General features: G+C 53.1%; 10 protein-coding genes. All 10 read left to right on the forward strand.

Annotated elements, in window-relative coordinates; genetic code table 11:
* On the forward strand, positions 1–436 hold a 436-nt coding region (locus ACFQ03_RS20440), incomplete at its 5' end, for an ABC transporter permease (RefSeq protein WP_379290587.1).
* Between the two features lie 475 nt (positions 437–911).
* Entirely contained in the window at positions 912–2354 is a 1443-nt protein-coding gene (locus ACFQ03_RS20445; protein WP_379290589.1) for an SWIM zinc finger family protein, read from the forward strand.
* Between the two features lie 29 nt (positions 2355–2383).
* Positions 2384–4207 carry a HEAT repeat domain-containing protein gene (locus tag ACFQ03_RS20450; protein ID WP_379290591.1) on the forward strand — a complete coding sequence of 608 codons (1824 nt, stop codon included), beginning with the start codon at positions 2384–2386 and terminating at the stop codon, positions 4205–4207.
* Positions 4207–5310 carry an ATP-binding protein gene (locus tag ACFQ03_RS20455; RefSeq protein ID WP_379290593.1) on the forward strand — a complete coding sequence of 368 codons (1104 nt, stop codon included), beginning with the start codon at positions 4207–4209 and terminating at the stop codon, positions 5308–5310. Before ACFQ03_RS20450 ends, ACFQ03_RS20455 begins: the two co-directional genes overlap by 1 nt.
* Positions 5307–7730 carry a DUF5682 family protein gene (locus ACFQ03_RS20460; protein ID WP_379290595.1) on the forward strand — a complete coding sequence of 808 codons (2424 nt, stop codon included), beginning with the start codon at positions 5307–5309 and terminating at the stop codon, positions 7728–7730. Before ACFQ03_RS20455 ends, ACFQ03_RS20460 begins: the two co-directional genes overlap by 4 nt.
* Before the next feature lie 2 nt (positions 7731–7732).
* Entirely contained in the window at positions 7733–8932 is a 1200-nt protein-coding gene (locus ACFQ03_RS20465) for a VWA domain-containing protein (protein ID WP_379290597.1), read from the forward strand.
* Positions 8933–9342: 410 nt separating this feature from the next.
* Positions 9343–10356 carry a phosphotransferase family protein gene (locus tag ACFQ03_RS20470; protein ID WP_144938987.1) on the forward strand — a complete coding sequence of 338 codons (1014 nt, stop codon included), beginning with the start codon at positions 9343–9345 and terminating at the stop codon, positions 10354–10356.
* Positions 10357–10544: 188 nt separating this feature from the next.
* Positions 10545–10796 carry an SDR family NAD(P)-dependent oxidoreductase gene (locus ACFQ03_RS20475; protein WP_379290600.1) on the forward strand — a complete coding sequence of 84 codons (252 nt, stop codon included), beginning with the start codon at positions 10545–10547 and terminating at the stop codon, positions 10794–10796.
* Between the two features lie 207 nt (positions 10797–11003).
* Positions 11004–11483, forward strand: coding sequence for a nucleoside deaminase (locus tag ACFQ03_RS20480; RefSeq protein WP_144939031.1), 480 nt, complete (start codon positions 11004–11006; stop codon positions 11481–11483).
* A gap of 116 nt (positions 11484–11599) precedes the next feature.
* Positions 11600–13090: an aminotransferase-like domain-containing protein gene (locus ACFQ03_RS20485; RefSeq protein WP_379290602.1), complete on the forward strand. Its 1491-nt coding sequence runs from the start codon at positions 11600–11602 to the stop codon at positions 13088–13090.
* Positions 13091–13097: the final 7 nt, after the last annotated feature.

The following is a 13097-nucleotide window of genomic DNA, read 5'->3' on the forward strand; positions in this document are numbered from 1 at the left end:
TTTCCTGTATGCACCTTTAACCTTTATTCCCATGAATTTTTCGACAAGAACTTTTCACTGTCCAGTCAATTTACATGTACCGAAATATTTGGGAAGTACCTTATTGGCCATCCTATTAAGCCTGGTTGCCTTCTTCCCGTTCGGACTGTTGATCAATTCCATTGCCAAAAACGTTCGGACGGCCTCGGCCGTCAGCTCACTTGCCTTGAATTTGATGATTTTTCTATCAGGAGCCACCTTTCCGATTGAATGGATGCCAAACCTATTACGTGTTATCGCCCACATCCTACCGCTTTACTACGTCATTGATTTAATAAGGCAAACATGGAATTTCACACCGATTTGGGAGAATGGGGTGGATGTTGCGGTTCTAGTAGGTGTCGCCATTATATCTATCATTTTGTCCTCACGGTTTTTCCGCTGGAGCGCGGAATAAAATGATCATGTTTGAGAAATCTTTACAAAAATACGTTTAAGCCCGAAGGTTATTATAACCACATAGGAATCTTTAAGTTCTTTACAGCGTTAATACGATGAAGATATAGATTCCTATTGACATAAAAAGCTTCCTCTAATACCGGGTTATTCATCTTCGAAATGGCTCCGTTAGGAGCTTTTTTTAGTATCCATTATCGATGGAAGAAGATCAAGAGGGGTAACTATCCCTTGTACCCTGGCCAATAAACAAGTCTATAGAGATAGGTTGACCATTAGTTAAAGCAGTTCCATTCCCTGGAGCTGCTTTGACTTTCTATCGGATCCAAAGCTGCAGTCAATGGATAGTTTGTTCAATATATGTTCGCTTTTCGTTCGGGAAATAGGACTTTTGGCCGGGAGAGCTGACATATTATGGCGTGATAAGATGGTAATGGAGATAAAAACCAGGAGATGCCAGGAGGGAGACAAAAACATTGATTACACTGACAGGGTCATACATAGATGCATTGGCTCCGAATGATTCGGCGGTGAAAAACGGGCGCGGGCTGGTGAAGAAACGCAGCTTTGTCCAATTATTCAAATCGGAGGACGGGACGCTGCTGTTTGGAGAATGCAAAGGCAGCGGCAGCTCCAATTATCAATGCTCCGCCGATTTCATAGACCCGGATAAACCGGTATTGCGCTGCTCATGCCCGAGCCGGCAGTTTCCGTGCAAGCACGGATTGGGCCTACTATACGCCTATGCGGGCAATGAGACTTTCGAAATAGCGCCAATCCCCGAAGATATTTTATCCAAGCGGGAGAAGGCGGAGAAGCGGGAGGAGCAGAAGGCGCAGAAAGCTGTTGAAGGGGCGGATGCGAAACCGAAGAAGGTCAATAAATCCGCATTGAAGAAGAAAATTGCCGCCCAGCTGGAAGGGCTGGATTTGTTGGATAAGGTTGTCGAATCCCTCGTACGCAGCGGCCTCGGCACCATCGATAAGAAGTCGGTTAAGGTGATCGACGGCCACGTCAAGCAATTGGGCAATTATTATTTGCCGGGAGCACAGACCGCGCTGCGCCGTTTTGCGCAATTGCTGGCTGAAGCGGGAGACGACCGCGAGGCGGTCTATACAGAGGCGATGGAGCAGTTGACGGTGCTGCACGCATTGATCAAAAAAGGCAGAGCGACCTTGACCGCCCGACTGGAGACGCCGGATATGAAGCCCGACCATGAAACGACGATCGAGGAATGGCTGGGTCATGCGTGGCAGTTGAGCGAATTGAAGGAATGCGGGCTGGTCAGCGAAAATGCCGATTTGGTGCAGCTTTCCTTCCAATCCTACGACGATGCTGCGCGCCAGGAATTTGTCGATTTGGGCTATTGGCTGGATTTGGGTGCCGGCGATATACATAAAACATTGCATTACCGCCCTTACAAGGCGGCCAAACATATCCGCGAGGAGGACAGCTTCTTTGAAGTGGCCAAAGTCAAGGAGCTGTACCGCTACCCCGGAGATTTGAATCGCCGGGTGCGCTGGGAGTCGCTCAGCAGCCGACCGCTGCAGGACGCAGATTATGCTGCCATTGCGGCCTGCGCCCGCCGCTCCTATGCCGATACGGTGAAGCTGGTCAAGAACCAGCTGAAGAATCCGCTCGCGGACAAACGCCCGGTGCTGCTAATGCATGTTGCTGCCGCTGCTCAAACGGCGGATGGCACCTATGCGATCGCGGACGAGCACGGGCAATATTTGACGCTGGGCGATGCACCCGGCAATGCTCAGCGGACGACTCACCTGCTGCCGTATCTGGAACCGGAGCTGCTGGTGAATTCGGCAATGCTGGTCATGTTTCATCATGGTCTGGACAGCGGGCAATTGCTGGCACAGCCGCTTTCGGTTATTGGTCAATCACGTATTACGCGGCTGCTTTATTAATCGGCCGGCAATAAAGGAGGACAATGCATATGAGTACGGCATTGCTGCAAGATTTGCACCAGGAAGTAAGACGAATCTACATTGCCGGCAGCGATTTGGCGGCTGGCGATTACCGCTTGAAACGCATGCTGCCGCAATTTGAGAAGCTGGGAGAGAGGGCGCCGGTATTCAAGCGGCTTGGCGAAATGATCCATGCTTTAATCGAGCCGGATAAGCAGGAGGGGTCGTCAGCCGAGCTGCTCCAGGATTTGGGCTCGCTGCTTGGCTCCATTTTGTACACTCAAGGAGTCACGGCGCCTGCAGGAGAGCTGCAGCCCATAACCAGCAAACCGACCAAGCTCCGGACTTCGGCATCGTACCGGAAGCTGGCGGCGGTTCAGGAGGCGCTGACGACAACGGGCAGCGGACGTTACGAGATCGTTGCCGAAGCTTATGAGCAGGGGCTGTTCCATGATCTGCGCATGATTGATCTGGCGATTGCCGGCTTGGGCGATCCTTATGCAGAGCTTGCCGATTATATGGAAACCACGGTGCTGCCTTCGTTCGGAGCGGACATTATTCCGCTGCTGCTCGAGTCGTTTAATCCGGCCGGCGGCAAGCTGGATGCCCGCAGACTGAAGGTGATTGCCAGTATTGACCGCGATGGGAACGAGGAGCTGCTGTACAGCGCGGCCCAAGAGGGATCGGATGAAGTGCGGGTCGCGGCGATTTCCCTGCTGCACGGGCTAGAACAATATGAAGAGCAGTTGATCGAGTGGACCAAGGATAAGAAAAAACCGGTGCGCCAAGCGGCATTCCATGCTTTGTCTGCGTTGGAAACGAAATCGTCGGTTAACCGCATTTTTGCCGGACTGACGGGCAAGGATGCTGAGCTGGCAGCCTTAGCGGCTGCAGCAAACCAGTCGCAGGAGCTTGCGAATATGATTACGGAGGAACTGCGGGCGAGAACTGAGGCGCTGATTGCGACAGAGCAGGATGCGAAGAAGCAGGAAAAGGCCGTGCAGCAGCTGCTGTATTTGTCACAGGGGCTCGCGGATAGACAAAGCGAAGAGCTGCATGACATATATGTCGGCATGCTGCGGGAGCCGATGTTTTTATCGACGCCATGCTTGTCTATGGCACACAAGGCGGCGGAATATTTGGCCGATTATGGAACTCCGGAGGCTGTGGAGCTCCTGGATGAAATCGGAAGACAAAATGATCCATTTATTACATATGCTCTTCAAGGTGCATTCCGAACGCTAACTCCTGCACAGTTCTATGAGCGGTTTGCCCTGACTCCGGAGGGAACGACTAAAGCCAAGCGCAGCAAAAAATTTGTACGCGTGCTAATGGATTTCATCAAGGATCAAGTCATGGAGGCCAATTACGAATATATCGATGCGCCGTGGGACGGAGATGACGATCAGGTGCCGGTCTATATCTTGCGCGGCCTTGACGCGGAGGAGCTGCGCAGCCGTTGGGACATTCGCTGGCTGGATTTTGCCATCGAGAACAATGAGCTGCAGCTCGTCTCTTTGCTGGCCGCGCCTGGTCACAGCAAGGCGGAAACCTTCTTGCGCTATAAGCTGGCCAAAAATCCGGAGCTGCGGAACCGATTTGCCGGATATTTGCTGCTCGGCCTGAAGCGCATAGGAGCGGAGGACCTGCCGGAGCTGATCATGACTGCGCTGGAGGATGAGCGCAATCGCGACGATCTGTACAGCATTGACGGTCATGTCTGGGAAATGATGCTGCAAATGCCGGCGGCTTACCGGGAACGGCTGGAGGCTGTCCTGCCGAAATTCCGCTATAGCGCGAAAAAGCAAATGGAATATTTGATATCTACCATGGGAGCGGGAGGAAATCACTAATGGGAAAACAAGCGCAGGCTGAACAAAATTTGATGCGTCTGCCGGCCGAGCGGCTGTATGCGGCGGAGCTGGAAGCACTGATTGCGGCAGATCAAGGCAAGGTACCGGCAGGCTGGCGGATGTCGCCGCAGTCGGTGCTCACCTTCATTTGCGGCGGCAAAGCCGGGAATACCGTCATAACGCCCAAATATATCGGCAACCGCCGGCTGGTAGAGATGGCGATCGCTACCTTGGTTACCGACCGGGCTCTGCTGCTGATCGGCGAGCCGGGGACGGCTAAGTCGTGGCTGTCGGAAAACTTGGCTGCGGCGATTCATGGCGATTCCGGCAAGGTGGTGCAGGGAACGGCCGGCACGAGCGAGGAGCAGGTGCGCTATTCCTGGAACTATGCCATGCTGCTGGCCAATGGGCCTACGCCGGAAGCGCTCGTGCGGAGCCCGATTATGCGGGCGATGGAAGTCGGCGGAATTGCCCGCTTCGAGGAAATTTCCCGCTGCGCTTCCGAGGTGCAGGATGCGCTCATCTCGATTCTGTCGGAGAAGACGATTTCGGTCGCCGAGCTCGGCATGGAGGTGTCCGCACAGAAGGGCTTTGCGATTATTGCTACGGCGAATACGCGCGACCGCGGAGTTAACGATATGTCCGCCGCGCTTAAACGCCGCTTCAATATGATCGTGCTGCCGACGCCGGCCGATTTGCAGACCGAAGTGGAGATTGTCAAGAAGCGGGTGGCGGAAATTGCGGCATCCTATGATTTGCAGGCGGCACTGCCTGCCGATGAGGCACTGCATAAAGTCGTGACGATTTTCCGGGAGCTGCGCAGCGGCATGACGCTCGACCGGAAGAATAAAGTGAAGTCGCCGGGCAATGCCATCTCGACAGCGGAGGCGATCTCACTATTGACGAACAGCATGGCGCTGGCGGCGAGCTTCGGCAACGGAGAGCTGTCCGATGAAGACTTGGCTGCGGGGCTGCAGGGTGCGATCGTCAAGGATGACGACAAGGATCAGGTCGTGTGGAAGGAATATTTGGACAATGTGATGAAGAAACGCGGAGCCGAATGGCGCGGGCTCTATCAGGCGTGCAGGGAGATGAATCCGTGAGTTCGAGCGGGAGAACGGAGAGAGCGGTACATATATTCGGGGTACGGCATCTGTCGCCGGGCGGCGCTCAGCATCTCAAGCAATTTCTGCATGAAATCCAGCCGACGGCAGTGTTAATTGAAGGGCCCTCCGACGCCACCCAGGAAATTCGTCACTTGGTCAACAAGTCCACCAAGCCGCCTGTCGCGCTGCTCGCCTTCACGGCCGATCTGCCCATACGAACCGCGATGTGGCCGCTGGCGGTCTATTCGCCGGAATACCAGGCGATGAAATGGGCGGAGGAGCAGGGAGCTTATTGTGCTTTCATTGATTTGCCCTCCTCTGTCATGCTGGCGTTGGACTTAGGGCAAAGCAGGATCGATGAGCGTGGTGAGGACAAGAAGAGCGATGAGGGCAATGAAGGTAATGAGGGTGGCGAAGGCGATGTCAGCGACGAGGGCGGAGGAATCGTAGAGCGTGATGAGGGCAATGGCGAGCGCGAAGTGCAGGAGGAGCGCCTGCATTCCCGCTCGCTGTATGAACGGATTGCAAAGCTAGCGGGCGAGTATGATTATGAAATGTATTGGGAGCGGCATTATGAGCATAATTTGAGCCGCGATGCTTATCGGCAGGCGATATTGGCCTCATCCGCCCAAATGCGTGAATGGACGGAAGAAGAGGAGTGGGTAACGGCCCGTAAAGAATACGCTTATAACGCTTTGCGCGAGCTGTATATGCTGTCGCAGATTGAGGCTGCCATAGCGGCAGGACATGCGCCGGAGCGTATTGTTGTTGTGTGCGGGGCGTATCATGCATCGGCATTGGCGACGCTGCCTGCCGGGATGACCGATGCTGAATTTGACCTGCTGCCGAAACGAAATACGAAGCTGACTTTAATGCCTTATTCGTATTATCGCTTATCGTCGATGTCCGGCTACGGTGCCGGCAACCGGGCGCCGCGCTATTTCGAGATGATGTGGGAGGCGATGGAGGCAGGGCGGCCGCAGGACTTGGCATACCGCTATCTGTCTCAGGTTGCCGGCAGGCTGCGACAATCAGGCACGCATCGCTCGACGGCCGAAGTGATTGAAGCGGTGCGTCTGGCACAGTCGCTGGCCGCGCTTCATGGGGGCAGCGCGCCGACGCTGCGGGATCTGCATGATGCGGCCCAGTCCATCTTTGGGCACGGCGAGCTGTCTGTTGTCGCGGAGCCGCTGGCCAGAGTCGATGTAGGGACGGCCATCGGCGAGTTGGCCGAGGGGGTAAGCCAGACGCCGATTCAGGACGATCTGAATCGCCAATTCAAACTGCTGAAGCTGGACAAATATAAGTCGGCCGTCGCCGCCGATCTGGCGCTCGATCTGCGGGAAAATCGCCGCGTCAAGTCGGAAGAGGCAGCTTATTTGGACCTGCACCGTTCTGTGCTGCTGCATCGGATGCAGCTTCTCGGCATTACATTTGCAAGAAAGCAGGCAAGCGGACAGGATAGCGCAACTTGGGCGGAGCACTGGGTATTACAGTGGACGCCGGAAGTGGAAATCGAAGTGGTAGAGTCGACGCTGCTCGGAGAGACGATTGAACTTGCCGCGGCCTTCCGGCTGCAGCAGCAGCTCGAGAGCTGCACTTCCGTGTCGGAAGCCTCGGCGCTTATTCGGGTAGCATGCGAATGTGCGATGCTGTCCCAGATGGAAGCCGCTCGCGAAACGCTGCAGAAGCTGGCCGTCGACAGCCAGGATGTCGGCCAGATTGCCGGTGCGGCGCATCAGTTGGCCATCATCATCGGATATGGAGATATTCGCAAGCTGGATACGGCGCCGCTCCTGCCCCTGCTGGAGCAGCTGTTTCTGCGGGCGTGCCTCTTTCTCGTCGATGCCTGCGGCTGCAACGACGAAGCCTCCGGCGCACTGCTCACTGCGATCCATGAACTGAATCAAATTGCGCAGGAGCATCATGAGCTCGTCGATGAGGCGCTATGGGTAAAGGAGCTTCATCATCTCGCGGGCCGCGATGACCGCAATCCGCGTTTGTCGGGCTATGCTTGCGCCATTTTGCTGGAACGCGGCGAATTGTCGGCCGGCGAATGTGCGGAGGAAGTGTCACGGCGCTTGTCGCCGGGCGTACCGGCCGATCTCGGCGCTGGCTGGTTCGAGGGACTGTCGATGCGCAACCGCTACAGCCTGCTGTCGCGGATGAGTCTCTGGGAGCAGTTGAATGAGTATATCGCAGAGCTTGACGATGAGGAATTCCGTCGTGCGCTCGTCTTTCTCCGCCGAGCCTTCAGCAGCTTTAACAGCAGAGAGAAGACGATGGTCGCCGAAATGCTGGGCGAACTATGGAACGTGAACGCCGAAGCTGCAGCAGAAGTGCTGACCGGCGAGTTGAAGGAGGCAGAGGAGCAGATGCTCGACGAATTGAACGATTTTGATTTTGGAGATCTGTAGCGATGAATAACGAACAGAGACAGAAGCAATTGACGCGTTGGCGGCTGCTTCTCGGCCAATCGGCGGAGCAGCAGCTGGAGGAATACAGCCAGGGCGGCGGGATCGGGTTGAGCGAAGAGGAGCAGGTGATGGATGAAGCACTCGCCTCTTTGTATGACGATACTGGCGATGAAGGAGGAACCCCGGAAGCCCGTTCGGCGGGGCTTGGCAAGTCGGCTCCGCGGCTGGCGAAGTGGCTTGGCGATATCCGGACCTTCTTTCCCGAAGATGTCGTCTCGGTCATCCAGAATGATGCGATCGAGCGCAAAGGGCTGAAGCAGCTGCTCTTTGAGCCGGAAGTGCTCGGCAAGGTGAAGCCGGATATTCAGATGGTCGGAACTTTGATGTCGCTCAAAGGCAAAATTCCGGAGAAGACGAAGGATACGGCGCGCATGCTTGTGCAAATGGTGGTGGAGGAGCTGGCGAAGCGGCTGGAAAGCGATATCCGCCGCGCAGTGACCGGCGCTCTGAACCGCAGGCAGCATACGCCGCTGCCCTCGGTTAGCGGGATGGACTGGAAACGGACGATCCGGCGCAATTTGCACAATTACGATCCGGAGCGGCGCAAGCTCATTCCGGAGAAGTTCTACTTCTTCGATCGGGCACGCAGAAGCCAGGAATGGACGGTCATTCTGGATATTGACCAAAGCGGCTCGATGTCCGACTCGGTCATTTGGGCATCGGTCGTCGGCTCGATTTTTGCCAGCATTCCGGCCTTGCGCACGCGAGTGGTTGTCTTTGACACCGAGGTCGTCGACTTGACCGAGCAATGTGCCAACGACCCCGTAGATATGCTGTTCGGCATCCAGCTCGGCGGCGGCACCGATATCAACAAATCGGTCGCTTATTGCGAGCAGTTTATTGAGGAGCCGGCCAAGACAATCTTTATTCTTATATCGGATATGTGTGAAGGCGGCAATCGCGCCGCATTCGTGCGGCGTATGCGCGAAATGCGCGAATCCGGCGTGAAGACGCTGGGTTTGCTCGCTTTATCCGACGGCGGGGAGCCTTACTATGATGAAGGGATAGCCAAGTCGCTCTCGCGCGATGGCACGCCGTGCTTTGCCTGCACGCCTCAGCTTCTGCCGAGCTTTGTAGAGGGTGCGCTTAAGGGCGCAGACTTGTTTGAGCTCGCGAAGCGGGCCGGCACCAAGCTCGTTTAGCCAGGCTGCCGACGTATGACAGCCTCCAATTGTTGTATCTATGCAGCAATTGGAGGCTGTCGATTCATTGTGGGAAAGGCGTTCAACCGGATGTTGTACTAGTGAAAAGTCCAACAGGCGAAAACGTAACGGACCTGGGAGACCCTATTTCGTCAAAATAGGGCGGTTTTTTTAGACTAACGGAAACAGGTGCGCTTATTGCTTGGAATTCTCCTACTTTCGCGAGCATTTCTTGGGAATAAGGTCATCTGGTTCCGTTAAAATGATCGAAAGGCCCTTTTGGAGCGATTAAGGTCTCTGGGTTCCGTTAAAACCAAACCGTGCATGATTTTCGCATGATCTTTGGTTGTATACCATTAATCGCCAGTCTCAATTGGGCCGTTATTTTTTAACGACAGGAGGTAATCTCATTGACTGCCAAGATCCTTTTCTCTTCTAAGAAAATAGATTCGGTGACCAAGGAACAATTGCAGAAAATGCTGGATCGCTATAACCTGGGAGAACTTATATCTTTTAAACAGACTGAGAAGGGAGTTATGAAACAAACCATTTTCGTTTCATCCACCTCGGGTGATTATGTTCTCAAAGGCAATCCCATCTATGAAGGACAGTTTGTTGAAGAAAAATTCTTCATAGATCATTTAAAGGCAAGAACAGACATTCCCGTCCCCGTTCCTTACGTCCTTGATGAGATGAAGGACATCTTTGGCTGGCCCTATGCGATAATGCCTCGTTTGCCCGGAGTACATTTTAACGACCCTAAGATAGAAGCGGCAATGACTTTTAACGACAGGATACGAATAGCACGAGTATTGGCAAGAGCCTTAGCGGAAATGCATGCCTGGAAATCCGATATTTTCGGCGAATTCGACCCGATTCATAACACACTGCGTCCATTTCAAGGATCCTATCAAAACTGGCTTTTCAACGAAATCCGATTTTGGTTGGAGGATGCTAAAAAATACTCCGGCATTAGCCAAGCGGACAAAGATTGGGTGGAAGGATTGCTGGAGAGTTCAAGGAATTCCTTCGAAGAATTGCAGTCTGCGGCATTTGTTATGGGGGATTTCAAACCTGAAAACATCTTACTGCAACCTGTAGAACAAGACTGGAATTTATGCGGAATAATCGATTTTACTAACTCGTATTTTGGTGACCCCATTGCCGACTTGGCCAAGATAACCGTGTTATATCTCGATAAAGGAGAAGAGGAATTCGTCAGACATCTTCTGTCCGAATATGCGAAATTAACTAATGCAAATGTGGCTCTTAAGGAGCGGCTCATAATACATATTCTTTATCGGAAAGTGCTGGATTGGGGATGTGCTTACGCAATAAATAATGTAACTTGGAGCAAGGAGCTTTCATTTAAGGAATGGGCTTCCGAGTTCATAGACAATAAGCTGCTTGGTCTTATCAACTAATCAAAATGAGAGACAGACAAACGGAACTTTGACGAGTTCCCGCCAAGCGGCGGAAATAAATAAAGCTCACTTGGGCCATGGACCAATAGCTTTCGCCTACCGGATTTAAATCATAGCAGAAAATCGGATTTTTCGGGGACGCTAGAGTTGGGGCAAGAAACTGTGGTTTACAAAGAGACACTACAATAATGGCGGCTGAGGGAGCGGAAGTTGTCTTGGTAGGCCGGCGTAGAGAAAAATTGGCGGAAGTGGCCCAAGTCATTGAGCAGTCGGGTGGCCGAGCCCTGGTGTTTCCTGCGGATGTAACGAATGCAGAAGAGGTTCACAAGCTGCGGGATCAAGTATTAGCCCAATTGGGGCGGGTAGATGTGTTAATTAACAATGCCGGCGGTACTGGGGCCTACAGCTCCATTCATGACGCGTTAATGTGGTGTAAATAGGGCTCCGTCAGGAGCTTTTCTTATTTAACGGGAAAGAGATTATCGGCGCAACTATTGAGCTTATATGTAAAACCTAAGTAAATCTAATTTTTTATATATTTTTTGTTTAGTGATTTTCGTGTTAGCATAAACAGTATAGAAGGGCAGGGGGCGTTGAATACGGTCCCTGCAAGATAATTCACTGCCAAATTCAAGGAGGGTTCAATGATGATAAATGATACGGATCTGAAGCATCTGCAGCGCTGTATTGAACTTGCAAAGGCTGCTCTGGAGGCCGGCGATGAGCCGTTCGGTTCTGTCCTGGTCTCGGCGGATGGTGACGTGCTTATGGAAGATCATAACCATGTTGCCGGCGGCGACCATACCCAACACCCGGAATTTGCTCTGGCGCGTTGGGCGGCGGGGAACATGACACCGGAAGAAAGAGCCAAGGCGACAGTGTATACCTCGGGCGAACATTGTCCTATGTGTGCTGCTGCCCATGGCTGGGTGGGATTAGGCCGGATCGTTTACGCAAGCTCTTCCGCGCAGTTGGCCCAGTGGCTGAACGAAATGGGAGTTGCCGCGTCTCGTGTCCGTAATCTTCCGATCCAAGACGTTATTCGTGATACCGTGGTGGAAGGCCCTGTTCCCGAGCTCGCAGAGCAGGTTCGCCAACTCCATCGTCAATTTTACGAGAAGAAATAGTAACTGGCCGAGTATAGGGGGCGCGAAAGAACCACCGAAGGATGAAAAATCCAGTGCGGTGGTTCTTTTATTTCTCTCTTCTTCTATGCCATTATTATGAATGGGGGCGATGAAGGATGTTCCAGGATTTCAAGATCGTCGGCGACCGTCCGGTAGCGATTCAAGTCAAAGAATACGTCAAACGTTTAATTATAAAAGGGGCGCTTCAGGCGGACCAGAAGCTGCCTTCCACGCGAGAAGCGAGCGGTCTGCTTCGGGTGAGCCGCAATACAATCATTGCTGCCTATGAAGGCCTGGAGGATGACGGATTTACGTATGCAATTCCCGGCAAGGGCAGCTATGTGGCCGCCATGGCAAACCAGTCGGCGGCAGATAATCGGGGAGCTGACGGCTCTGCCGCCTGGCAGATTGACTGGAAAGCAAGAATGAACGAATATGCTGTATCGGCTGTAGAGCTGGATATGATGAAGCAGGGCATTCGTGCCAACAAAGGAACCATCTCGTTTACAAGCATCGCTCCGGATGAGCAGCTGTTTGATCTAAAAGATGTAAGGCGGGCCTTCCTGGATCGGATGGCCATCGAAGGTCAGGTGCTGCTTAATTACGGCTATGCCAAGGGCTACAAGCCGCTGATCGAGTACTTGATGCGATATATGGAGAATAAGGGCGTCGATATAAGCGGCAAGGATTTGTTGATTACAGGAGGTTTCACAGAGGGCTTTGACATTGTGCTATCGGCATTGCGCCCTTCCGCACGCCGCGGAGCGGCAATTTGTGAAAACCCGACCCATCATACCGCGATCAAAAATTTGCGGCTGCAAGGATTTGAGATTACCGGTATTCCGATGGAGCGTGACGGTATTAATGTGGAGCTGCTCGAGGCGATATTGCAGAAACAGACAAACCGCTTCGATCTGGCCTATTTGACCCCTTCCTACCACAATCCTACAGGCATCGTCATGTCGCCGGCGAAGCGCATGGCCGTTATGAAATTAATGATGCGCTATGAGATTCCGGTGATCGAGGATGGCTTCAACGAGGAGCTGCGATACTCGGGAGCGCATGTTGCACCCTTAATAGCGACAGCGGGGCAAGGAAACGGAGTAATCTACATCGGCAGCTTCTCCAAGGTACTGTTTCCTGGCTTGCGAGTAGGCTGGGTGCTTGGAGACCGGGCGCTGATCGACGCTCTGGAAAGCATTAAGCGTGCCCGCACCATCCATACCTCCACAGTCGACCAGTCGATTTTATATCAATATTTGCTTAACGGAAATTTCGATAAATATGTAAAAAAAGCTCGGACAGAGTATAAGCGCAAATATGAGCTGACAAAAGCATGCTGTGAAGCACATCTCCCGGAGGCGCAGCTGACTGGCGATGGGGGCCTGCATTTGTTCCTCACCTTCCCGGCAGGCGTAGATACACGCCAGCTGCTGGAAGCTTGCACAGAGCAGGGAGTAATCTTTACGCCGGGTGACAGGTTTTTTATTCAAGAAGGCGAAGGGACGAATACATTGCGGCTTGGTTTTTCACGAGTAACGGATGAAAATATCGAACGGGGTATTCAAATCATCGGAGAACAGGCGCGCAGATTTTTTAAAATATAAGGATTTA

The sequence above is a fragment of the Paenibacillus residui genome, from assembly GCF_042677205.1.
Classification (GTDB): Bacteria; Bacillota; Bacilli; order Paenibacillales; family NBRC-103111; genus Paenibacillus_L; species Paenibacillus_L residui.